Origin of the sequence: Bacillus sp. OV166, from assembly GCF_900177675.1 — a bacterium.
Taxonomy (GTDB): Bacteria; Bacillota; Bacilli; order Bacillales; family Cytobacillaceae; genus Neobacillus.
On the sequence record NZ_FXWM01000001.1, the window covers coordinates 3131290 to 3154409 of the forward strand.

General features: G+C 35.4%; 23 protein-coding genes, 2 pseudogenes and 1 other annotated feature. Of the genes and pseudogenes, 20 read left to right on the top strand and 5 right to left on the bottom strand.

Features of this window, described 5'->3' with window-relative positions; genetic code table 11:
- Nucleotides 1-52 precede the first annotated feature (52 nt).
- Complete coding sequence (locus tag CCK98_RS15150; RefSeq protein WP_088087336.1) at nt 53-826, bottom strand: serine hydrolase; 774 nt, start codon at nt 824-826, stop codon at nt 53-55.
- Between the two features lie 3 nt (nt 827-829).
- A pseudogene (locus CCK98_RS36290) lies at nt 830-1312 on the bottom strand (oligopeptide/dipeptide ABC transporter ATP-binding protein); the annotation flags it as partial.
- Between CCK98_RS36290 and CCK98_RS15160 the strand changes: the two are divergent.
- From CCK98_RS15160 to CCK98_RS15205, 8 genes and pseudogenes are all read left to right on the top strand, one after another.
- Nucleotides 1311-1766: pseudogene (locus CCK98_RS15160) on the top strand (hypothetical protein); the annotation flags it as partial. The pseudogenes CCK98_RS36290 and CCK98_RS15160 overlap by 2 nt on opposite strands.
- A gap of 156 nt (nt 1767-1922) precedes the next feature.
- Nucleotides 1923-2324: a hypothetical protein gene (locus CCK98_RS15165; RefSeq protein WP_088087337.1), complete on the top strand. Its 402-nt coding sequence runs from the start codon at nt 1923-1925 to the stop codon at nt 2322-2324.
- A gap of 362 nt (nt 2325-2686) precedes the next feature.
- Nucleotides 2687-2930 (top strand) — a binding site (T-box leader).
- A gap of 71 nt (nt 2931-3001) precedes the next feature.
- Nucleotides 3002-4690 (top strand): 2-isopropylmalate synthase, encoded by a 1689-nt coding sequence (locus CCK98_RS15170; RefSeq protein ID WP_088087338.1) that lies wholly within the window; start codon nt 3002-3004, stop codon nt 4688-4690.
- Between the two features lie 204 nt (nt 4691-4894).
- Nucleotides 4895-5161, top strand: a complete 267-nt coding sequence (locus tag CCK98_RS15175) for a hypothetical protein (RefSeq protein ID WP_142292161.1) — start codon at nt 4895-4897, stop codon at nt 5159-5161.
- Between the two features lie 602 nt (nt 5162-5763).
- Nucleotides 5764-6180 carry a hypothetical protein gene (locus tag CCK98_RS15185; RefSeq protein WP_088087341.1) on the top strand — a complete coding sequence of 139 codons (417 nt, stop codon included), beginning with the start codon at nt 5764-5766 and terminating at the stop codon, nt 6178-6180.
- A gap of 1049 nt (nt 6181-7229) precedes the next feature.
- The gene (locus CCK98_RS15195) at nt 7230-8687 is read left to right on the top strand and encodes an FAD-binding protein (protein ID WP_088087343.1); all 1458 of its coding nucleotides are present in this window, start codon (nt 7230-7232) and stop codon (nt 8685-8687) included.
- Nucleotides 8677-9204, top strand: coding sequence for a hypothetical protein (locus CCK98_RS15200; protein WP_088087344.1), 528 nt, complete (start codon nt 8677-8679; stop codon nt 9202-9204). The genes CCK98_RS15195 and CCK98_RS15200 overlap by 11 nt, the downstream gene beginning before the upstream one ends.
- A gap of 228 nt (nt 9205-9432) precedes the next feature.
- Nucleotides 9433-9909: a hypothetical protein gene (locus CCK98_RS15205; protein ID WP_088087345.1), complete on the top strand. Its 477-nt coding sequence runs from the start codon at nt 9433-9435 to the stop codon at nt 9907-9909.
- Nucleotides 9910-10124: 215 nt separating this feature from the next.
- Here the strand turns inward: CCK98_RS15205 and CCK98_RS15210 are convergent, their stop codons facing one another.
- Together CCK98_RS15210 and CCK98_RS35420 are read right to left on the bottom strand one after the other, a co-directional pair.
- Entirely contained in the window at nt 10125-10322 is a 198-nt protein-coding gene (locus CCK98_RS15210) for a hypothetical protein (protein ID WP_142292162.1), read from the bottom strand.
- A gap of 49 nt (nt 10323-10371) precedes the next feature.
- Nucleotides 10372-10539, bottom strand: a complete 168-nt coding sequence (locus CCK98_RS35420) for a hypothetical protein (RefSeq protein ID WP_179195815.1) — start codon at nt 10537-10539, stop codon at nt 10372-10374.
- A gap of 237 nt (nt 10540-10776) precedes the next feature.
- Here CCK98_RS35420 and CCK98_RS15215 point away from each other — a divergent pair, with 237 nt between their 5' ends.
- The 11 genes from CCK98_RS15215 (at nt 10777) to CCK98_RS36295 (ending at nt 20737) form a co-directional block, all read left to right on the top strand.
- The gene (locus CCK98_RS15215) at nt 10777-11271 is read left to right on the top strand and encodes a DUF1572 family protein (RefSeq protein ID WP_088087347.1); all 495 of its coding nucleotides are present in this window, start codon (nt 10777-10779) and stop codon (nt 11269-11271) included.
- A 205-nt stretch (nt 11272-11476) separates the two neighbouring features.
- Nucleotides 11477-11980 (top strand): DinB family protein, encoded by a 504-nt coding sequence (locus tag CCK98_RS15220; RefSeq protein WP_088087348.1) that lies wholly within the window; start codon nt 11477-11479, stop codon nt 11978-11980.
- 239 nt (nt 11981-12219) lie between these two features.
- The gene (locus CCK98_RS15225) at nt 12220-13158 is read left to right on the top strand and encodes a hypothetical protein (protein WP_088087349.1); all 939 of its coding nucleotides are present in this window, start codon (nt 12220-12222) and stop codon (nt 13156-13158) included.
- A 343-nt stretch (nt 13159-13501) separates the two neighbouring features.
- Nucleotides 13502-14698 carry an FAD-dependent monooxygenase gene (locus CCK98_RS15230; protein WP_088087350.1) on the top strand — a complete coding sequence of 399 codons (1197 nt, stop codon included), beginning with the start codon at nt 13502-13504 and terminating at the stop codon, nt 14696-14698.
- 395 nt (nt 14699-15093) lie between these two features.
- Nucleotides 15094-15375, top strand: a complete 282-nt coding sequence (locus tag CCK98_RS15235) for a hypothetical protein (RefSeq protein WP_256942355.1) — start codon at nt 15094-15096, stop codon at nt 15373-15375.
- A 446-nt stretch (nt 15376-15821) separates the two neighbouring features.
- Nucleotides 15822-17078, top strand: coding sequence for a beta-ketoacyl-ACP synthase II (gene fabF, locus CCK98_RS15240; RefSeq protein ID WP_088087352.1), 1257 nt, complete (start codon nt 15822-15824; stop codon nt 17076-17078).
- A 507-nt stretch (nt 17079-17585) separates the two neighbouring features.
- Nucleotides 17586-18353 (top strand): SDR family oxidoreductase, encoded by a 768-nt coding sequence (locus tag CCK98_RS15250; RefSeq protein WP_088087354.1) that lies wholly within the window; start codon nt 17586-17588, stop codon nt 18351-18353.
- 281 nt (nt 18354-18634) lie between these two features.
- A complete protein-coding gene (locus CCK98_RS15255) occupies nt 18635-19153 on the top strand; it encodes a YfiT family bacillithiol transferase (protein WP_088087355.1) in 519 nt (172 codons plus the stop codon).
- Nucleotides 19154-19691: 538 nt separating this feature from the next.
- A complete protein-coding gene (locus tag CCK98_RS15265) occupies nt 19692-20210 on the top strand; it encodes a hypothetical protein (RefSeq protein WP_088087357.1) in 519 nt (172 codons plus the stop codon).
- A 31-nt stretch (nt 20211-20241) separates the two neighbouring features.
- On the top strand, nt 20242-20433 hold the full coding sequence (locus CCK98_RS15270; RefSeq protein ID WP_088087358.1) for a hypothetical protein: 192 nt from the start codon (nt 20242-20244) through the stop codon (nt 20431-20433).
- A 172-nt stretch (nt 20434-20605) separates the two neighbouring features.
- Nucleotides 20606-20737, top strand: a complete 132-nt coding sequence (locus CCK98_RS36295; RefSeq protein ID WP_256942356.1) for a hypothetical protein — start codon at nt 20606-20608, stop codon at nt 20735-20737.
- Nucleotides 20738-20967: 230 nt separating this feature from the next.
- Here the strand turns inward: CCK98_RS36295 and CCK98_RS15275 are convergent, their stop codons facing one another.
- On the bottom strand, nt 20968-22329 hold the full coding sequence (locus tag CCK98_RS15275; protein WP_256942357.1) for a D-serine ammonia-lyase: 1362 nt from the start codon (nt 22327-22329) through the stop codon (nt 20968-20970).
- Nucleotides 22330-22490: 161 nt separating this feature from the next.
- Between CCK98_RS15275 and CCK98_RS15280 the strand changes: the two genes are divergently transcribed.
- Nucleotides 22491-23036, top strand: a complete 546-nt coding sequence (locus tag CCK98_RS15280) for a cupin domain-containing protein (protein WP_088087360.1) — start codon at nt 22491-22493, stop codon at nt 23034-23036.
- Nucleotides 23037-23120 lie beyond the last annotated feature (84 nt).

A 23120-nucleotide genomic window follows, 5' to 3' on the forward strand; every position in this document is an offset into this window, starting at 1 on the left:
AGCAAAAAGAGCGATAGCTGTTTGAGCGATCACTCTTCGTTCAAATATTCTATTATTCCTCCAACAAATAATCATAGATATGCTTACCAATTTTACTTATTTTCTGCTTTCCCGCATATACATCGTCTAGCCGGTCGATTAAGACCGCAGCATAGGCGGTTTTCCCCTTATATTTAATCACCGCACAATCATTTTCAACGCGAGGAAGACTGCCTGTTTTATTGGCCACAACAACCCTTTCCAGATCCATCAAACCTGGAAGTCTATCTTGAAATTGCTGATAGCTCATTATTTTTAAGACAGCTGCTCGGCTTTCCTCTTTTAAATAAGACCCTTCATTGACAGCTTTCAGGCAAGTCAACATGTCTATAGGAATTGTAAAGTTATCATGACCTTGTCCAATGGCTGCAAAGTCCATCATTTTCCGATTAAGTATCGTATGCTTCAGTCCCATTTTCTTAATGGATCGATTTATGTCTGCCATTACCAATTTATCTATCAGCATGTTGGTGGCCGTATTATCTGAAACTGTAATCATTAAGGTCATAAGATCCTTCAAAGTCAAAAGCGCATCGCGAGAAAATGCCTGCAATACTCCGGACCCGCCAACATGATTTGTGATCGAAACCAATTGATTTAAATTTAGTTTCCCTGCCTCACTCTGCCGAAATGCTTCTATTAAAATGGGAACCTTAATCAGACTGGCAGATTGAAATGTTTCCTCACAATTAACATATAGACTCTCGCCCTCGATTTCAACCGCCAGCCCCACTCGACCGCTGAGACCACGAAGTTCTTCTTCGATTCTCACCTTTAATTGATCCATCGCTTACCTCGTAACAGCAACCTGAGAATAATCATGATCACCGGTTTTATTTTTATCATAAAGATGACAGGCAATATAATGGCTATCTTCAATTTCCTGCCAGACAGGCTTCTCCTTCCCACAAACCTCCATGGCCATTGGACAGCGGGTTCTAAAGACACAGCCGCTCGGAGGATTAATCGGGCTTGGAAGTTCCCCTTTTCAAATAATCCTTTCACGCTTGTCCTCAATATCCGGGTCCGGAATCGGAATGGCTGATAGCAATGCCTGTGTATATGGATGGAGCGGCTTCTTATACAGCTCACTGCTTGTCGTTAATTCAACCAATTGCCCTAAATACATAACACCAATACGGTCGCTGATTTGCTTCACCATGGAAAGATCATGAGCAATAAATAGATAGGTTAAGCCTTTTTCCTTTTGCAATTTCATCAGTAAATTAACGACCTGGGCCTGAACGGATACATCGAGGGCAGAAATCGGCTCATATAACATTACACCTCAAGACAGCATTCTCAATAGGCACGGCGATCAAGCTTATATGGAAAAAGTGATTCGAGATGCAGGAGGTTGTACAGATTTCGTAGCAGTGATTCAATATCCAAATACTCAGACGCAAATTCCTAACCATTATAAATTCACATACAAAATTCAGGGCAGATCCATTACAGATGAATTTGACAATGTAAACCCAGATGAAGTGAACAAAAATTTAGGGAAAACGACAGGTACGAGCAGTACGCCACCGAAAACAGACAATGTACCTGCAAACGAAACGGAAAATAGTAATGAAGATGTTAGTAAAGTGGATACCAATCATAACGGAAGTGTTACGATCGCTGAAGCCAAAGCTGCTGGCTTTAAAATGCCAATTACGCGAGATTCATGGCTCTATAAATATATGGATGATCGAGATGGTGATGGCTTAGTAGGTGAATAAATGGGGTTATGCGGCGATTCTTTTCTTCTTATTGAAGTAACGGAGCAGTTTAGTTTAATAAAGCGTATTTAGTAGTGTTTTTGCATAGGACATGCCATCTAATTCTTGCATACATTGTAATGTAAACAATTTCTTTGCAAAGGAAGTGAAATTATAATGTCAGATTCACATGGTTCTAAAGGTTCTAAAGGTTCTAAAGGTTCTAAAGGTTCTAAAGGTTCTGAAGATTGTTGTAATTGCGTTGAGGGAATGGCAGAAAAACTAGAACAGTTCAAAGGTTTTTATGCGTATATTTATGAAGAAGGCAATAAGGCTCTAGCTCAAGGAGCTATCAGAAATGTGAAAGATAATTCGGTCCTCCATTTGGAAAGGGTGACTAAAACTGTCTTTCTTCCTGGTGGTGGATTATTTAGCAATGTGTTCACTGATTTATATATCAGTATCTGTTCCATTACAGAATTTGCCCCTCTTTTTCCAGTAGATTCGGTATCAGCGGAAGAGATCACTAATATGCAAAATGAAATGCAGAAAAAGCTAAATGAAACCAGAGTACGCTAGTGCCATTCAATTCCTACTTTCAAACCACATAAATAATAGAATTTGCAAACGGGTGGGAAATCCTAATCCCCACCCCAAATAAAAAAAGCAACCAACTGCTGCAACTTGTCGATTCTCCCTCCTGTAGGCTAAAGAAAATAAATTTCATTTTCAACTAACAGGTGCTTGAGTTTAAGATCATAGCTGTCATTGAGGCAGCTTTTTCTTGTTGAACTAACGAAGCAGAATACTTAAAAAAGAGTTTTGAGGATTAGGGGTTAATCCTTTATAGAAGTGTTAAAAATCATAATAATCTTTATTTTCGGTAAATTTATTATTGACAACTCGAGTTTATCGATATATTATCGTATTTAATTAAATAACAATAAGCAAAGATTGGAAATAGTAAAAGGATTTATAAACTTGTCAGAGAGCCGATGGTTGGTGAAAATCGGTAGTTATTGCCTTTGAACTCATCCAAGAGCTACTCTCTGAACATAATCAGTAGGGGATGTCGGTTTTCTACCGTTATGATGATAGGTGGTGATAGCTGCCGAAAATGAGTGGGTTAATTATGTAATGATTAATCAATTAGAGTGGTACCGCGAGCAATGCCTAGTCTCTATATTTTTAAAGAGACGGGGCTTTTTTTATTTTTAAATAAACTAACAATTTTATATGAAAAGGTGGGAGTTAGGATGAAAAATATCGATAAATATTCTAGAGGTTACTTTATGCCCCCAGCGCAAAGCTTGAAATGGACAGAGAAGGAGTATATTACAGAAGCTCCTACTTGGTGTAGTGTGGATCTTCGCGATGGAAATCAGGCTTTGGTTGTCCCGATGAGTCTAGAGGAAAAGTTAGAATATTTTCAATTGCTTTTACAAGTAGGTTTCAAGGAAATCGAAGTAGGTTTTCCAGCTGCTTCGGAAACCGAATTTGCATTTTTACGTACAATAATTGAAGAAAATTTGATTCCGGATGATGTGACAATTCAAGTTTTGACACAGTCAAGAGAGACTATTATCAAAAAAACATTTGAAGCGTTACAGGGTGCGAATAAAGCAGTGGTGCACTTGTACAATTCCACATCTGTGGCACAGCGTGAGCAAGTATTCAGAAAATCTAAGGAAGAAATTATCGATATTGCTGTAACTGGAGCAAAAATGCTTAAGAAATATGCTGCTGAAACCGAAGGGAATTTCCAATTTCAGTATTCTCCTGAAAGCTTCACAGGTACAGAAGTGGAGTTTGCGCTTGAAATTTGCAAAATGGTACTTGATATTTGGCAGCCATCAGCTGATAACAAGGTAATTATCAACCTACCAGCTACTGTATCAATGTCCATGCCTCACGTTTACGCAAGTCAAATTGAGTATATGAGTGACAATCTGAGCTACCGAGATAATGTAATCCTATCACTTCATCCACACAATGACAGAGGAACTGGGGTAGCAGATGCCGAGCTAGGAATGCTTGCCGGAGCGCAAAGAATCGAAGGAACATTGTTTGGAAACGGAGAAAGAACAGGGAACGTGGACATCGTAACGCTTTCATTAAACATGTATTCACACGGGGTAGATCCAATTCTGAATTTTGAAAATATCCCTACCATTATTTCCAAATATGAAAAATTAACAAGAATGAAGGTTCACGAAAGACATCCATATGGCGGTGAACTTGTCTTTACTGCATTTTCAGGTTCCCATCAAGATGCCATTGCCAAAGGTATGAAATGGCGCGAGGAAAAAGAACGTCAGCATTGGACTGTACCTTATCTATTAATTGATCCTATGGATATTGGAAGAGAGTATGAAGGAGATATCATCCGAATTAACAGTCAATCCGGTAAGGGAGGAATCGGTTATATCCTTCAGCAAAAGTATGGAATTGATCTACCTTCCGAAATGCGTGAGAGCTTCGGATATAGTGTGAAAAATGTTTCAGATCATAAGCACAAGGAACTTTTGCCGAATGAAATCTATGACATTTTCATCAACGAATATGTGAATATTAACACCCCTGTCGAATTTATCCGTTACAAATACACTCAAAATGGTCATTACGAAACGATTGTATCGATCCGGATGAATAATGAAGAACATGAATTTTCTGGTGGGGGAAATGGAAGACTGGATGCTATCAGCAACGCTCTGCAAACCAAACTGGGTATCGACTATACAGATTTGGTCTATAAGGAGCATGCGTTAGAAATAGGCTCAGGATCAAACGCTGTATCTTATGTAGGAATTACCGCAAAGAATGGTGCTGTATATTGGGGCTGCGGAATTGACACTGATATTATGACCTCCTCAGTAAAAGCTCTGTTTAGTGCCGTTAACAATATGGTATCAGTTAAAGATTGTGAAACGTTACACTTAAACTAACGGGTGCTTTACTTTCACAATAAGGGGCTGTTGTCGGCAGTTGTTTTCATTGTCGTTATTGAACTAACGAAGCAGTTTACTTAAAGAAGGAATGAAAGGATATTACCGTAATATATTGGTCATAAATATTGATTATTGGTGGTGAACGATGAAAAAGACCCCTAGTTTATTAGTTTTTTTTATTTTCCTATTGGTTGTTACTGCTTGTGGTGGTCCTTTACATCAACATCTTCCGATTTGTATGTAGTTAAAAAGGCACATTCAAAGGATGATAAAGAAGCGTGGATAATAGCATATGACCCCAACAGTATTACAGAAAAGAAAGAAATAAAAATAATGGTCCAAGAACCAATGGTCTGGAACTTGATTGAGGTTAATAAAACTTATTTTTCAAGTTACTCAAAAAAAGGAGATAATCCCTGGATATTAGAGCAAATTGAACATCTTGGTGACAATGATACTATAAGATGATTAAATTTTAACTATCTCAAGGGTGCTTACTAAGAAGATACAGCTGCAATTTTGGGTGCTTTTTTTATTGAGCTAACTGGTCAGGTAAATTGAAGAAGAAAAGGTTAAACGATGTAAAAGATAGAATTATTAAGTAGAGAAAAAAATGAATAGGTGAAAATCTCTATGAGATACAAAATGAAAATCTTTCTATTGAATGTTTTGATTTTTGGATTGCTTGTAATGAGTGGTGTTCCAATTGAAAAATGTTTTCTTTGGATGTCTTACATCAGCCTTGCCTTTCTTGTTTCTATCGTGCTGTGGCAACTATTCGAGTTTATTTGGATACTCATCCTTCAAAAAAAGTCTTATGATCGCTTTTTATTTTGGATAAAGCCAAAGTCAAAAAGAAAACTCAAGAAAAAAAGAAAAAAGGTATAAAGGTAAGTAAAAACTTTTTACACTTAAACTTTTATTGTCTAAATCTTATGTAACTAACGGGTCCAAGAGGTGTATTAGGGGATGGTTGCGGCTATCCCTATCTTCTTGTACTAACGGGGCAGTTTAATTCAATAAGGCTATTGCTAAGATAAGTATAAAGACGGAATGTACTGGAGGTAAAAGTGGATAAAGAATTAGAAATTAAAATTGTAAAAATGTTCTTTTCTAAAAGGATACAGGATAGAGTTATTTTTGAACTATCATCAAAGAAGAAAAGGATAGAAGCGTTAAGCAGACTTTGCCACAATTATGAAAACACACTTGTTCCAGATTATATGGTTGAAATACCATCTCCTAATTCTGATTATCAAGAAATTGCGTCTTTACTAAAAAAACAAGGTGCACGGAATGAGTGTTATGTAATTTCGTGGGATCAAGAAACTGATGGCAGACACTTGCCCTTAAATGAAGCCTTAAAGAAAGTAGTTGGCTATGGAATGCCTTCCATTGTTTCGTGTGTTGAAGGGAAAATTGCTTATTTTGAAGCTGAACAGGAAGTGGGTTCACCTCCCAGATTTATATTAAAAAGGGAAATTTAAGGGCGATTATTGTTAAGCTAACGGGTGCAAGAGTAAAGATAGAGGTCGCTGCGGCGATCTTTTTGCTTGTTGTACTAACGGAGCAGGTTACTTGAAGAAGGACTTTGATATTTGAATATAGAAATAGTGAAAAATAACGGATTTGGCTCCTTTGTAATGTGAGGTGGCTTGAGATGGGAATTTTTATAAGCATTAATTCGATCAAGCATATTGGTACTGAAAAATACGCAAAAATTTCTATGATTTAATGAACGAAAGTGGAGAAATTTAGGGGGGCAAATATTGATAAAAAAGAAGTATGGAACATAGCAAAGAATAGGGAAGAAATGAATTGTTTTTTTGTTTGTATTATTATTGAGTGGATGCGGATCATGGTACTGGAAAGTAGATTATACGGAAATTTATAGTCCCTATTTCGATTATGTTCTAGGGACTGGACAAGTGTGGATACGGGTTATGTGATAAAGCCAGCTAATATTCCTATTTTCACCAATGAAAAATATCGAACGTGGGAGATTACCTATAAGGATAACAAAGGAAATCAACAGTCTTTTCATTTAGATAATTATGAACAAATCGATATTCTAATGTTTAATCATCTCTCGGACCTTTTTTACAAAAAGCGTTTTGATAGTTTTTTTAGGATTGGCAGGGGTAATGGCGGTTTGTATCTTAACAAATAAATTAAAAATAAAACGAAATAAGGGATATTGTTCACTCGATTTCTTAAACTAACAGGGGCTTCGGCACATTTATCATCGGCTTTTCCACAGTACACAGCAAAATTCTATTTGATTTTGCACAATCTTTCCTTTTCCCAATAGTTTGATTATATAAACGTTTTTAATAATATCACAGTTTAGAAAGTTGAAGTTCCTTGTTAAACGAGAGCATTATTTTAAGACAGGACCGCTGCGGCGATCCTGTCTTTTTGTTGTGCTAACAGTGATAAAAAACTGGAAAATATATGTTCTAAACCAAAAGAACATATGATACAATTAGTGTAAAATTACACTATAGTTAGATATCCTTGGCAAGGAGGGTTTCAGATGAAGAAAATCTGTTTCGTAATCCTCTTCCTTATTGTTTTCGCAAGTTCGGTTTCAATTGCCGTTTTTCAGTATTCGTTAATCCATTATACGGATGACCTGAACCAAGGCATGACCATCCAGGATGTCGGTAGACTCCTTCCGACGAAAATAGAGCGGATTGAAAAAGGGAAAGAAGCAGACCAGATTGTCCATATCCTGAAAAAAGCCAAACAAGATGGATTAAAAGTAAGCATCGCAGGAAAAAGGCACTCCCAGGGCGGGCATACCTTTTACCCGGACGGGGTTGTGTTGGATATGACGAGTTTTAATAAAATTTTGGGAATCGATAAAAACAGAAAAACTATCCATGTCCAAAGCGGGACAACATGGGATGACATCCAAAATGCCCTTGCGCCGGAAGGGCTCGCAGTAAAAGTCATGCAAAGCCAGAATATGTTCACTGTGGGAGGATCCATCAGCGTCAATGTGCATGGGAGGGATATCAAAAACGAATCCTTAGGCAATTCGATCAATTGGTTCCATTTATTGCTTCCAAACGGAAAAATCGTGAAAGTCGACCGGAAAAGCGAACCGGAATTATTCAAGAATGTAATAGGCGGATACGGTCTATTTGGCGTCATATTGGATGTGGAATTGCAGGTGACAGATGATGAAGTGTATGAAATCCATACAAAAAAGGTCAGCGTAGAGGAATTCCCGAAGTATGTACATTCCTTGAGGGAAAATCCAGAAGTAAAGATGGCTTATGCACGAATTTCGGTTGCGCCAAAAACATCGATGAACAGCATGTTTGTCGTAGAATACCATAAAACCACAAAGCCCCTGACGGAAAATCTTCGTAAGCTGAAAGAAGACCAGCAGCCATTTTTAACCTACTCATTCCTAAATTTATCCCGAAAGACCAGCTTCGGAAAGGACTGGCTTTGGTACCTGCAGGAGAAATACTTCCTGTCTCTCGATAAACGCTTAATCTCAAGGAACAACGCCATGCGTTCGGAAAGCGATTTTCTGCTTTACAAAAACCAAATGAACACCGACACACTGCAGGAATTTTTCGTCCCAATCGATGAGTATCCTTCCTATGTCAAAGACATGGGAGCATTTCTAAAACAAGATGACATCAATCTGCTTAACTTTACCATTCGCTATGTATCCAAAGACCATTCATCGAGGCTTTCGTATGGGAAGACCGATATGATCGCCCTTGTAGCATTATTCAACCATGGAAAACAAAAACAGGACGTGGAAAAAGCGCAAAAATCGATTCAAAAGATGATTGATATTACCTTGAAGCACAACGGAACCTTTTATTTGCCTTATTATCCGTACGCAACGAAAAAACAATTGCTTGAATCCTACCCTAACTTCGATGAATTTGTCCATGAAAAGGAAAAATACGACCCGGATGAGTCGATCACAAGTCTTTTTTATGAGAGGTATCGAAATGAAAACTAAATTGTTGATCCGTGGAAGCGTCCTAGTCATTCAGACGGCGATTTTCCCTTACTATCTGCTCTTTTTAAAAAATATAGGGGAAAATTACAGCGCGTTTTCTTTACTCTACGCCATATTCGCTTTATCATCCGCTGCCTGCTTCTATGCGTTAACCTGGATTCCATCTCGGCTTCCGCTTGATAAAATGTACAGTGTTTCGTTATTCGGACTAGGTTTAACCATGATTTCGGTGCCGTTCACTAAAAATATATTCCATGTTTGCTTGATACAATGTTTTATGGGGATTTTTCAAGCGTTATACAAATTATCGGAAAAAGAATTTGATATAAAAAACAATCTAAGCTGGAAAAAAGAAAATATCCATCAGTTCATTTTGCAATTGATCATCGTGGCGAGCATCCTTGGTGCTGGGTTCGTATTTGACTGGTTTTCCGTCCACATGCTGTTTTATCTGGCGGGAGCATGGTATATGGTAAATTCTTGGCTGGCATTAAAAAGAGAAGAGATTGTACAATAATATTTACTGGGGGGATTACTTTAACAAGGGGTAATCCCATTTTGTTTTACGAGTTTGTGAAGGAGTGTACTTAAACTATCGGGTGCAAGAGTTGACTATACAGCTGCCATTTCTATGGTAGCTTATTTTCTAATTGAACTAAAGTAAGCAATTAGTGCAATAAAAGATATATGCAACCATCTTATAAATTTTATAAAAATACATATGCTAAAATTTGGAGGTGTTATAATGAAAAACTCAAAATTATTTTTATTAGCTATTCTTATTCTTCCTTGGCTAACCATACCTTTACTAGGTAGGAATGCATTAAAAAAATATCTTCCTGCCGCAATATTTATTAGTACACTCACAAAAGGTATAGATGTATTTGGTGAAAAGAAAAATTGGTGGCGATTTTATAAAGGGATACCTCCGTTAAGTAGCGTAGATTTTTTTAATTTTGGTCCTTACTTTGTCGCTAGTCTTTGGATGTTAAAAATGACATATGGTAAATTGCCAATATATTTAATTTCTAATTTTATTCTTCATATTTTATTTATTTTCCAAGGACTAAAATATGTAAAACGTTACAAAATATTTTCCTTAGTTAAATTAACAAAATTCCAATACTTAGCACTTGACATTTTAAGAGCATTACTTCTATATAGTTTTCAATATATTAATGATATTAAAAAAACGCTTTTTAACAAAAAAATCAAATTTTAAAGTTAAAGTTAAACGATTGGTATTACTAAAAAAAGAACTGTTCCTAGTGCTTTTTTTGTTGTATTAATTAATAGGATATATAACATATTGTGAAGGAATGTACTTAAAGTAACGGGTGCAAGAGTTGAAGATCCAGTCGCCAATATTGGCGGCTTTTCTTATTGAGCTAACTATAGAGTTTAGTTAAATAAAGAGATGTAATTACAACATCTCTTTTATTCCGTTTCTTCTTCAGTTTTCATCATTTCTTCATCTATGATGTCAACTAATTCTTGATGACTATACATATATAGAACAACTTCTGGAGGACTATCTTCATCACTATGAAGTTCGACTTCGATTCGAATTTTTGTCGGCTTCCCTTTATAAATAACATCAAAGGTTCCAATCTCTCTAACTTCATTGTGTTTCATTTTGTCGATTTCAGAGGTAATGGAATTGATTTCGTCTTGACTGAAACCTTTATCCAATACTGTGGATGATAAATGTTATAAAAGGTTCTACCTTTTCAAGGTCAAAATTCATTCCCGCCGCATATGGTGCTTCTTTATAGTCATTTTTGTTTGTGAACATATAAATAGAACCTCCAACTAAAAGTAATATAAGAACACCGATAATCCATCTGTTCAATAGGATTTCCCCCTTTCTCTCCGTTATTATAAAGAAGAAATAATCACAGATAACTATAAAAATAATTCCAGATTACTCTAATTGGAAATGTCAGTGATTGAAAGGTTCTTCTTTAACTAACGGGTGCAAGAGTTAAAGATGAAGATCGCTGCGGCGGTCTTTTTTTTGTTTGTTGTGCTAACGGTCAGTTCAATAAGGATATACGGTAAAATAAGGGTATTATGGTGAGGTGATTGTATGAATATAGGTAGCGAATATTTAAAAACAGTTATTCAACGATTTATGGATGCAAAAGTTACCGCTGAAAAAGCCTTAGAACAATTAACCGAAAACGAATTATTTTGGGCTCCGAATGAAGAGTCCAATAGTGTCGCCATCATTGTGAAACATATGAGTGGTAATATGGTATCTCGGTGGACTGATTTCCTTACAACAGATGGAGAAAAACCCTACCGAAATCGTGATGATGAATTTGTGGGAGATATTCAAACCAAAGAACAGATGATGGAACTGTGGGAATTTGGCTGGGATACCTTTTTTAACGCATTGAAAAGTATTGAAGATGAACAACTCTTAAAAATAATTACCATCCGAAATGAACCCCATTCAGTTATCGAAGCTATTGAACGCCAAATGTACCACTATTCTTATCATATTGGGCAAATAATTTATGTAGCAAAAATTTTAAAATCAGGTGATTGGAGGGCATTAACTATCCCTCGAAAAAAATAAATAATTCTTCAACTACCTGGGTGCGATAACTAAACTAGAGCAATCGCTTTTTCACTAACGAAGCAGAGTTCAACAAGGTAGCTAATAAAAGCTTCAATTAATAATATTGTTTTAGAAATTAATTATTGCTTTTTTGTTAAACGAGCAGTAATTTTTTGGAAAAAGAAGAATATATTTGTGAAGTATTTAAGTGAGGAGGATGAATATGTTTCAAACACTAGATGGTTTCTTTAAATTATGGAATATTGAAGTAGACGCTACTCAGAAAATTCTTAATCAACTTACAGATGAATCCTTACCCCAAGAAGTAACACCTCAAAATTGGACATTAGGAAGAATAGCTTGGCATACTGTAACAGCAATTGGAGTTGTAGCATCACGAACAGACCTTTCCTTTGACTCGCCTAATCAAGATTATCCTGTCCCAACCTCAGCAAAGTTCATCTCTGACAGCTATCAACAAGCAAGTAGTGCATTGTCTCAAGCTATAAAAAATCAATGGACTGACAAAAGCCTTAGAGAAGAACAAGAAATTTTTGGGCAGAAAATGTGCAAGGGAGACATTTTATTATTATTAATTCAACATCAAATTCATCATCGAGGACAAATGACAATTCTTATGCGTCAAGCAGGTTTATCCGTTCCTGGTCTGTATGGTCCATCGAAAGAGGAATGGGCTATGATAGGTATGGATGCTCCTAAAATGTAATGGCAATTATTGAGCGTTGAGTAATATGAACAAGCGGTACAAACGAGGTTTTATTTGAAAAAAAGGTATCGTAATTTAACGGTGCTTTTATATGAGTTTGTGAAAAAGTGTACTTAAGCTAACGGGTGCTTATGTTAAAGATGGGATTGCTGTGGCGAACTCATCTTTTTATTTTTTAACTAAAAGGGATAGAATACAAAACAAGGAGAATAAGTTTTCTTTCTAAGGAGCTCGGTAGTATGCTTCAAATGAACCTAATTAAAAAATTTAAAACCTCTTATCAATTAAAACTTTCAAATAACCAATGTTTTTTATCCCATACAATGGGTAGTAAAACGATTGTTTTTGATTCAAGGTCTTGGGAAAAAATTGCGGAGCTCAGTAAACCTAAAAATCCTGGCTATATTCAGTTCTCACAAAATGATGATTATTTATATATAAAAAGCACAATTGGCACAATATGTGTGTATGAAACTGATGGATTTCAGTTAATCAAGACCATTAAATCTAATAAAAAATTTCAATTTGTTGAAGCGGACTTTGCTTTAACTAATATTCCTTTCCTTATCCTTGATACACTTAAAACCAAAGAAGGACGCCAGCTCGCATTAATCAACATTGATAAAGGAGAATACACGTTACTAACCGATATTGAAGACTCACTTACCCTAATCGATTATAAACATTTTATCCAAACTGAAAGTTCCTTTTTATTTACATTGAGTTATGTAAATAACGAGGATTACAGAGTTCATAAAATATTAAAAGTGAAAGAACCAATAAACAAAGGTTCAATAGAAGTGATTGAAAACTCAGAAATTTGGTATTGGGAATCCATCCTATATAGCTCAATTCATAACGTTTATATTGTCGTTCATAATTATGACGTAGTTATACTTGATGGACAATTTAAAAAAATTTATAAAAAAGTTAACTTATCAGATAAGGATTACCCTGGCTACTTTGGTTATTTTCAACACATTCATCTGTCAAATGATGGTCAGTTAATTATCATTACTTATAGCGAAACTGTATTAATCCTACGATACGATGACTTAGCAACCATTGTAGTTGAAAAAATCCAATATGCTTGTTTTGGAGAATTCAGCAACGATGACCGATTTATACTTATAGGAACTTGGGAGAATGGTTACATACTTGAAAACACTTTGCATTAGAATCTAAGGACAGGGGTTGCTTTTCCAAGAAGAACGTTAATTGCATAAATTTCTTTGGGAAGTGACTCTATTTATGGAGGTTAACATTGACGATCCCTCAATATTAGATAACGGTCACCGTTTGGAAGATTGTGAAATTTTATACTTAAACTGTAGGGTGCGATTCTTCAATAACGAAGTATCGTTTTTTCTTATTCAGCTAACGGGGCAGGATAGTTGAACATTAGTCTCAGCTTTTAAAATTAAATTCCTATTATTTTGTTGTCCTAAATAAGTAAAATCGTCCGTAAATATACTGTGGATATGTTAAGACTTTAATTAGGATAGGAGTGAATAGGCAATTATGAAACAAACAATGCGCGTCCTTATTTCTGGTGCAAGCATTGCCGGTCCGGCACTCGCTTACTGGCTTCATCGTCATGGATTCGACGTGACTGTAATAGAACGTGCTCCAGCATTGCGCGCGGGTGGTTACGGGGTTGATATCCGTGGTGCAGCCATTTCCGTGCTTAAGGGGATGGGTATACTCGATCAAGTTCGTGCAGCTGACACGAACATGACTGGTGTTTACTTTGTGAACAGCAAGTGGAAGATCCAAGGTCAAATAAGCGAAGCAAGTATGGGGAACCAGCAGGGTCTGGACATCGAAGTCATGCGAGACGATCTAAGTAACATTTTGTACGATTTAACCATGGATACTGTTGATTACATTTGGGGCGATTCGATTACCTCTATAAATGAGACTGAAGCTAGTGCAGAAGTTCAATTTATTCATGGCAAGCCACAGACATTTGACCTTGTCATCGGTGCAGACGGGCTTCATTCTAATGTACGCACCTTAACTTTTGGAGATGAAGCACAGTTTAAACGGACGCTTGGCTGTTATATCTCGATTTTCACTCTCGAGAATTACCTCAACCTCGACCACCGCCAACTGTTATATACGATACCAGGCAAAACTGTAGGTATGTATAGCGCTCGTGACAATACCGAAGCAAGGGGTATGTTCTTGTTCCAATCAGAGGCATTGAAGCACGACCGCAATGATACAGAATCTCAAAAGAAACTAGTAGAAAATGCCTTCTTAGGCGATTCAGGTTGGGAAACCTCGCATCTACTCAAAACCATGAAAGATGCTACAGACTTTTATTTTGACGAGGTTTGCCAGATTCACATGCCGACATGGTCAAAAGGGCGGATTACGTTGGTAGGCGATGCGGCGTATGGTCCATCTCCTCTATCAGGTCAAGGATCTAGCCTGGCGCTTGTCGGGGCTTATGTATTAGCTGGTGAACTTAAAGCTGTAGATGGCGATTTCGCCCGTGCATTTGTTGCCTACGAACAAAAAATGAGAAAGTTTGTTGAGAAAAATCAAAAAATAGGACGAATAGCTGCCGGGAGTATGATTGAAAAATCAAACTTCAAAATCTTTCTACGCAATTTAATGTTGCACATACCCCCGATTATGCTCGTACAATTTAAGATGATTTCAAAAATGATAGCCAAAGCTGCTAACGGGATCGAGCTGAAAGATTATTGATTTGGATTTATTGGTTGGAGGGTTACTACCAACAAGTGACACGATCAAAAAGGCTGTCTATTTTCAGTAACCATATAAAATCCGAACAATTTTCTGTTTAGCCAGCTAAGCGCAAACATGCCCTTAAGCCCTTTAAAAATATTTTTAGTCTTCCGCAAGCCGGAGCGATTCTTTAGCAAGGATCGCTTTCTTTATTAAGTTAAACAATAAGCGGCAGCGGCTGCTCTTTTTCTTTATTAATCTAACGTGGCAGTTTATTGTAGAGCAGTTGCTGATTAATTGGTAAAAAATCTATTGAGCAATTAATAGTTTGAACCTTATAAATTAATGAGGTATATTTATTACAAAATTTTCAGGTAATGGGAGTGATCTATATGCTGAGATGTGCCTGGTGTATGAAAAAAATTAGTAATAACAAGCCAGTATTTGGGTTAAGTGTTAAGTTTGTAGAAGGTGTAGATTACACCGAAAGTGAAGGGAAAATAATACAAATAGGTCTCCGTACACGAAACACTAGTGTTCCTTTGATTGTAACAGCGAGAGAATCAGAAGCCAAAAAACAAGGAACTGATGGTATACTTGCTTTATGTAGTGAGAAATGCGGAAAGAAAATGAAGGACACCTTAACTAAGGAAATAGCAATTTTTAAAGAATTTAAAGATATTGCTCTTCAATAATATTGAGAAGTTTAAACATAATTATTTCTGTTTAGATTGTGCGTTTCTATTAATATAGGCGCTTTTTTATTAAGAGGGCTGGTTGAACAATACGATACTTTTCAAAGAGGTATCGTTTTTCTTATTATGCTAACGAAGCAGGTTAGTTGAAGAAGAATTTTTTTTATGTATAATTAGTACCAGGTATTAATACCAAGCTATAAGATTGATTTAATTCATAAAATGAGGTGGTTAATCTATTTTCAAATCCAAAGCACGTATTACTGTGATAGATTCGCATGTTCCAGAAAGAATCGTTTGCTGTTCTTCTGATTTCAATCACTAAAGGCGGATAACAATATAGGCGTGTTTTGGGGAATACATTATTTTCAAATGTAATCGAACTTTTTAGAAGTCTTTTGAAATAATCGTTTTAATAGTGTGAAGAATAAAGAGGAGTGTTGATTATGCCACGTAGAGTTGTAGTGACTGGATATGGAGTAGTTTCACCGTTAGGAAATAACGTAGAAGAGTTTTGGAATAATATTAAAGAAGGTAAATCAGGGATCAAAAAAATTCAATCTGAGGACTTCAAAGATATAAGCACTCAAATTGGTGGTTATATTACCGACTTTAATGCAGAACAATATCTTGATGTTAAAGAATTAGGGAAATATGATTTGTTTGTGCAATATGGTTATGCTGCTGCTAAACAAGCTTTAGACCAAGCAAATCTTGATGTGGATAATATAAATAAGGAGCGATTAGGGGTATATATTGGCTCAGGTATTGGAGGAATTAATACAATATTAGATAATCATAAATTCTTAATTGAAAGAGGACCAAGAAGAGTTTCTCCATTTATGGTTCCTATGATGATTAGTAATATGGCTTCAGGTATTATTTCCATAAAAACTGGATTTAAGGGACCTAGCTATTCTCCTGTTTCTGCTTGTGCAACAGGGAATCAAGCGATTGGGGAGGCATTTTTAAATATTCGGCATGGTTACTCTGATGGCATATTAGCTGGAGGGGCTGAAGCTTCTATTAATCCATTAGCTTTTGCTGGATTTTCAAGAATGAGAGCAATGTCCACTTTTAATGATATTCCAGAAAAGGCAAGCCGTCCATTTGACAGAGGGCGTGATGGCTTTGTTATGTCAGAAGGAGCAGGTGTTTTATTCCTTGAAGAGTATGAACACGCTAAAGTAAGAGGAGCGAAAATTTTAGGAGAAATTGTAGGATATGGTTCCACAACGGATGCCTATCATATTACTTCCCCTGATTATAACGGTGCAGCAAATGCTATGAAATTAGCTTTAGAAATGGGGGTAATAAACCTTACTGATGTAAATTATATAAATGCCCATGGAACTAGTACCCCTGAAGGAGATAAATCAGAAACTAAAGCAATTAAAAGTGTTTTTGGAATTCATGCTTATAATTTAAAGGTGAGTTCTACCAAATCAATGACTGGACACCTTTTTGGAGCTGCAGGGGGAATTGAGGCCATTATAGCCCTCAAAAGTATCATGGAAGATATAGCTCCTCCCACTATCAATTACGAAATACCAGATGAAAATTGTGATTTAGATTATGTTCCAAACCATGCAGTTAAGACAAAAATAAACTATGCTATTTCTAATGGTTTTGGTTTTGGAGGACATAATGCAGTCTTGGCATTTAAGAAGTTTTCGATAGATAAGACTAAAGAAAAGGATTAATCGGTAAGTCATAAGTCATATATTATCTTATCGATTAAATGCTAATTAATTAGATGTTTCTACAACTAACGGGTGCAAGAGTTGAATATCTGGCTGCCATTTTCGGCGGTCTTTTTCTTATAGTGCTTACGGGGCAGGTTGAACAAGTGAGGTGAAATACAGCTCTTTTTTATGTTTATTAGAAGGAAATCATACAAAAAAAGAAATGGGGTTTCTATACAATAGTTGTATTTGTTTATCCGTACTTTATTGTCACTCATTAAAAATTCAACTGTCGCATCCATATCCTCGATAATTCTCTTTTTCATAGTAACGTAATGTATGCTAACTCCCACTAGTTTTGCCACTTCGCCAATTGTATACATACTAACCTCCGTTTTTAACCAATGCTTATCAAGTGTAAAAAAATAGGTTTGACTTAGAGTTTACTCTAACCACTATAATAAATCCGTAGCAGTTAAAAAATCAATTTTTGTTAGTAAAAACAAAATATTAGGAGGAAATGAAATGAAAAAATATACAGTTATTACAGGTGCAAGTTCTGGTATTGGTTATGAAACAGCTCTTGCTTTTGCTGCTCGTGGAAAAAATTTAGTGATTGTGGCACGTAGAACTGAGGAGCTTGAAAAACTAAAATCAGAAATCGTAAAAGTAAATGCAGAACTAGATGTCGTTATAAAAACAGTTGATTTATCTAATACGAAAAATGCTTATACATTATATGAAAATCTAAAGGAATACGAAATTGAAACATGGATTAATAATGCAGGATTTGGAAATTTCGCATCAGTTGGAGATCAAAACTTAACTAAAATTGAGACAATGCTTAATTTAAATATCGAGGCTTTAACTATTTTAACTTCTCTTTATGTGCGTGACTATTCAACAGTTGAAGGAACACAATTAATAAACGTTTCATCAGGTGGAGGTTATACGATTATTGGAAATGCAATCACATACTGTGCTTCTAAATTCTATGTAAGTGCGTTTACTGAAGGACTTGCACATGAATTAAAAGAAAAAGGTGCAAGCATGAAAGCAAAAGTATTAGCTCCGGCTGCAACTGAAACTGAATTTGCGAAAGTATCGAATGATTTAGAAGAAAATGTTAAGCTTGAAGGACTTCTTCCTAAATACCATACAGCTAAAGAAATGGCTGGATTTATGCTTGATCTCTACGATAGCGAAAAAGTAGTTGGAATTGTAGATGGTCTTACTTATGAATTTCAATTAAAAGATCCAATTTATCCTTATGCAGTAAGAATGAGAAGCTAATAAGTTTGATTTTTGCACATTACCAAATTGTGGTTATTTTGCTTTTTATATTGACGAGTAAAAAGAATTTAAAAAGTAAATCCTTATGTAACTAACGCATGCTTTAGTAATAGATCAGAGCTGTCATTTAGGTGGCTTTTCTTATTGGACTAACGGAGCAGGATAGTTGAATAACATTTAAGGTGTAAAGGAATTAGAGAAATTGATGTAGAATTACATATTTTTTAAACGATTCATTTAGTTAGCCACAAAAACCAAGGAATTTATAGGGGGAATAGTAGATGGATATGAAATACCCAATTGGCACTTTTCAATTTGATGATGAAATTTCTAGCAGTGTTACAAGTGTTTGGATAAATGAGATTGAAGATTTACCCAGATTATTACGAGATGCTGTAGAAGACTTAGATAATGAACAGCTTGATACAGCTTATCGTTCTGGAGGGTGGACTGTTCGACAAGTAATACATCACCTTGCAGATAGTCATATGAATGCCTACGTTCGTTTTAAATTGGCTCTTACGGAAGAAAATCCTGTAATTAAGCCATATGACGAAACGAAATGGGCGGAACTATCTGATTATAAATTGCCAATTGATACTTCACTTTTACTTCTCGAAACATTACACAAACGCTGGACCAACCTTTTACGTAGTCTAACTCCTGCTGATATGGAAAAGACATTTATTCATCCAGATTCAGGTGAAGTTTCAGTAGGTAAAAATATAGGAATCTATGCTTGGCATGGTAGACATCATCTTGCACATATTACTTCCTTGTGTAATCGTAAGGGTTGGTAAAGGATTTTGTGAACGATTACACTTAAAGTAACGGGTGCAAGAGTTAAACAAGGGTTGCGGCAGCGATCCTTTTTCTTATTGCGTTAAAGAAGCAGGATAATTGAATTGAATAAGATAAAGCCATTTAATTTTTTATTGAAAGGAATAAGTAATGATCTCAAATTTTTTATTGGATTTACTTTTTGTGGTGATTATAATTTATGTTTTTGTCCGAGGGAAAAAATTAGAAAAGATTTTAGTCGTCTGTTCTATCGCATTTTTTATGGTTAATTTATTAGCAAATGGGTTCTATATTTCGAATATATCAGGATATTTGTATTCAATTGTTTCAAGTATTGCGATAACAATTATTTTTATAAATACAATTAAAAGGAAAGAGTATGTATGGAGCGTTGTATCCTTCTTATTATTACTGTTCTTTTTTATTAACCTCATAACAATATTATTTGTCTTGTTTTAAAAATTAAGTAGCAACATCAACCCATATTTCTTATTGAACTATCGGGTACTGTTGTAAACAAAGAGGAGATCTTAATTGATGAGGTATTTTGATTACTTAACTTCTAATAAGAATGAATTCGTCACACAAATAGAACATCTATTTACAAAGTATAAAGTTCAACCAGTTGGAAACGGGTACATTGACTGTATAGTTATGAAAAATAATTTAGAAGAGTTTATTAAAGAATTAACAGCTTTAGGAATACTTATTTCTGATGTATCTTGGTGGTGTTATGTTAATCCAAATAATGAAACAACAGAATGCCCACACGGAATGGGAGGTCCAAAATCGACATATTATGAAGGTTGGTTTAGTGAATTGCAAAATGACTTTTTTGAAGCAGATAGTGAAAAAGTAAATTCAATTTTAAATTCATATGAAAAATACTCGATAAACGCTTTAAACATACAAACAATAGATGGGATAAAAAATATGCTTAACAAACCCTTCAAATATACTCCAATCGATTACATACAACGCAATAAATGTGTAATGCCTGGATTATGGTTGCTTGTTCCTGAAGATTGGGAGCGTAATAAAATATACTTCAGATAAAACAGATTTATTGAACCAAAGGGTGCAAGAGTTGAAGATCCAAGCTGCTATCGTAGGCGGCTTTTCCTATTGTGCTAACGGGTACGATTGTTTAATAATTAAAGAAAAAGTTTTAGAAGGCTTTAAGCGATATTTCGGAGAAAATTCGGATTTTCATATTATGTTTAGAAATGCCTATTTAGGGATTGGAATAGGAAGGCTTATGAGGGAATCAAAGAATTGACGGAACTGTCCAAATTACCAGATTCAAAAACAGAAAAATTTTATGATTGTTTCACTCTTATTTCCTCACAAATTTAATAACACGATTTATTATTTTCCAATAAAAAGCACCTGACAAATGTAATCGCTTCCATTAATATAAATAATAAGAAATAGGAGAGGGGATACAAACAATGGAACTTTTATTAGAACAATGTGAACATAACCAGTCGGAAGAACCTTGTGAAGAGTGTACCCCAAAAAAAGAAAGAGAAGAGAATTACGATATCTCTGAATATGATTATCATAAAAGATTGTGGTTTTAATATAAAGAGAGCTTCCTTTAGAAGTTGTTTTAGAAAGAGTAGTTGTTGACGGAAAAAATGACATAGATATAAGAGATGTGTTGATTTTCTTCTTCAGCTAATTGGTGCTTATGTTAAAGATGGGATGGCTGCGGCGATCCTGTTTTCTTATTGTGCTAACGGGGAGGTTAGTTCAACAAGAAATAATTTTTCCAATAAAAACACGGGGGTCAGCTAACCCCCGTGTTGAATTACCTTTGATTCTCTAACGTTAAATTCAATCCTTTTTGATAATATTGATTCATCATTTCTTCAGGAACCATATTTCCACCAGTCCCCCAAATAATGTGTGTACCTTTACTCATTTTTTTTGTTAAATTATGCTTCAGTAAATAATCGGTTCCTTCTTTACATAATTTAATTGGTCCTATCATGCCTGCTAGTGCTGAAGGTTCTAAATGAATCCCCTCTGTATCAACTAGTTCCTTTAGTAACTTATACAACTGTTCATCGCTAACCGTATAATTACCACTAAGAAACGGTTCTATAGTTTTACCTACCAATCCAGATGGTCTTCCTACAGCAAGTCCATCAGCGTCTGTTACATTATCAATACCAATATCTTGCACAGAAATTTTATCATGAAGTCCAGTCATTAAACCAAGTAGCATACATGGAGAGTGGGTAGGTTCTGCAAAGAAACAGTGAACATGGTCTTGATAAAATAACTTCAAACCAAAAGCTATACCGCCAGGACCACCGCCTACTCCACATGGAAGATAAACAAACAAAGGATGATTTTCATCAATTGTTATCTCTAACTCTTCTAATTGTTTTTTTAATCGAGATGCTGCTACTGCGTATCCTAAAAATAGGTCATAAGAATTTTCATCATCTACAAAATAACATGTAGGATCCCCATCTGCTTGGAGTCGACCTTCCTCTACTGCTTTACTATAATCGGATTCATATTCAATTACATTTACATTTTTGCTTCGAAGTAAGTCTTTTTTCCATTGTTTTGCATCAGCCGACATATGAACGGTCACATTAAAACCTAACTTTGCACTCATGATGCCTATACTAAGTCCTAAATTTCCAGTCGAGCCTACTGCGATTGAATATTGGGAGAAGAATGTTCGAAACCTATCACTATCTAAAATGGAATAGTCATCTTGAATCGTCAATAATTGATGTTGAAGAGCTAATTCTTCTGCATGTTTGAGAACTTCATAAATCCCGCCTCTTGCTTTTATAGACCCTGATATAGGAAGGTGACTATCACACTTAAGCAATAATTCACCTAATATAGGTTGTTGATAATCCAGCTCTAAGGATTGTTTCATGGAAGGAATTCTCACTAAAGGAGATTCTATTATCCCATTCATCTTTTTTGTTTCTGGGAATACTTTGGCAATATATGGAGCAAAACGTTTCAACCTTTCCTCTGCATCTTTTACATCATCTTGAGTAAGGGGGGATTTTTTAATTCCTGTTTTAAACTTTTCAATTTTAGGATTTAACCACAATATTTCCTTCATCGAAATGAGTTTGATTAGTAAAGGATAGTGTTCTTTCCATGTTTGTAGATCTCTGAATTCAATCTCTTTCACTTTGATAGTCCTCCTTATTGAATTGATTATAGTCATCAAAACGAAGTAAAATATAATTTAATTAAGTTAAACACAGTTTAACATAGACACTTTTAGTTGTTAAGTATTATTTAAAAATGTTAAATTATAATTAACAATTAATTTTCAAGGAGTGCATAGGAATGGAAAATATAGATATTGGTAAGATGGTTGAAAAATATAGAAAAGCTAAAGATTTAAGCAATAGAGAATTAGCAAAGTTAGCTGAAATAACGCCTTCAATGTTGAGCCAAATCGAACGTGGCTTAGCAAACCCCTCTATTCAGACTCTTAAAGTTTTAGCGAAATCCCTAGACGTTCCTACATTTAGTTTTTTCATTGAAGAAACCAACACGGTTGATTTAGTTGTTAGGTCTAGTCATCGAAAGAAAATGATCATTGAAAACTTATCTTATGAGCTAGTTTCACCTGATTTTACTGGAAACCTGGCAACAGCCATTATGAATTTTCCACCGAACACTGCTTCATCTGAGAAACAGTTGGAGCATAAAGGAGAAGAAGTTGCTTTTGTATTAGAGGGGAAAATTAAAGTGTTTTTAGATGATGAAGAATACATATTGGAACCTGGTGATAGTGTGAAAATACCAGCACAAATGAAGCATAAATGGGAAAATAATTTTAGTGAACATGCTGCCATACTTTTTTCAGTGACTCCACCAGCTTTTTAATTTTCTTATTGAACAAACGGACAGTTTAGTGAAAGAAGGAATAAGTATTTTGGATAACGAATTATGAATAAGAAGTTATAGAAG

Bases quoted from the DNA above. Each gene is read 5' to 3' on its own strand.
- CCK98_RS15205 (WP_088087345.1), top strand. From the start codon at position 9,433: ATGAAAAACTCAAAATTATTTTTATTAGCTATTCTTATTCTTCCTTGG.
- CCK98_RS15250 (WP_088087354.1), top strand. From the start codon at position 17,586: ATGAAAAAATATACAGTTATTACAGGTGCAAGTTCTGGTATTGGTTAT.
- CCK98_RS15265 (WP_088087357.1), top strand. From the start codon at position 19,692: ATGAGGTATTTTGATTACTTAACTTCTAATAAGAATGAATTCGTCACA.
- CCK98_RS15200 (WP_088087344.1), top strand. From the start codon at position 8,677: ATGAAAACTAAATTGTTGATCCGTGGAAGCGTCCTAGTCATTCAGACG.
- CCK98_RS15215 (WP_088087347.1), top strand. From the start codon at position 10,777: ATGAATATAGGTAGCGAATATTTAAAAACAGTTATTCAACGATTTATG.
- CCK98_RS15150 (WP_088087336.1), bottom strand. From the start codon at position 826: ATGGATCAATTAAAGGTGAGAATCGAAGAAGAACTTCGTGGTCTCAGC.
- CCK98_RS15195 (WP_088087343.1), top strand. From the start codon at position 7,230: ATGAAGAAAATCTGTTTCGTAATCCTCTTCCTTATTGTTTTCGCAAGT.
- CCK98_RS36295 (WP_256942356.1), top strand. From the start codon at position 20,606: ATGGAACTTTTATTAGAACAATGTGAACATAACCAGTCGGAAGAACCT.
- CCK98_RS15255 (WP_088087355.1), top strand. From the start codon at position 18,635: ATGGATATGAAATACCCAATTGGCACTTTTCAATTTGATGATGAAATT.
- CCK98_RS15220 (WP_088087348.1), top strand. From the start codon at position 11,477: ATGTTTCAAACACTAGATGGTTTCTTTAAATTATGGAATATTGAAGTA.
- CCK98_RS15225 (WP_088087349.1), top strand. From the start codon at position 12,220: ATGCTTCAAATGAACCTAATTAAAAAATTTAAAACCTCTTATCAATTA.
- CCK98_RS15280 (WP_088087360.1), top strand. From the start codon at position 22,491: ATGGAAAATATAGATATTGGTAAGATGGTTGAAAAATATAGAAAAGCT.
- CCK98_RS15230 (WP_088087350.1), top strand. From the start codon at position 13,502: ATGAAACAAACAATGCGCGTCCTTATTTCTGGTGCAAGCATTGCCGGT.
- CCK98_RS15210 (WP_142292162.1), bottom strand. From the start codon at position 10,322: ATGAAACACAATGAAGTTAGAGAGATTGGAACCTTTGATGTTATTTAT.
- CCK98_RS15235 (WP_256942355.1), top strand. From the start codon at position 15,094: ATGAAAAAAATTAGTAATAACAAGCCAGTATTTGGGTTAAGTGTTAAG.
- CCK98_RS15165 (WP_088087337.1), top strand. From the start codon at position 1,923: ATGTCAGATTCACATGGTTCTAAAGGTTCTAAAGGTTCTAAAGGTTCT.
- fabF (WP_088087352.1), top strand. From the start codon at position 15,822: ATGCCACGTAGAGTTGTAGTGACTGGATATGGAGTAGTTTCACCGTTA.
- CCK98_RS15170 (WP_088087338.1), top strand. From the start codon at position 3,002: ATGAAAAATATCGATAAATATTCTAGAGGTTACTTTATGCCCCCAGCG.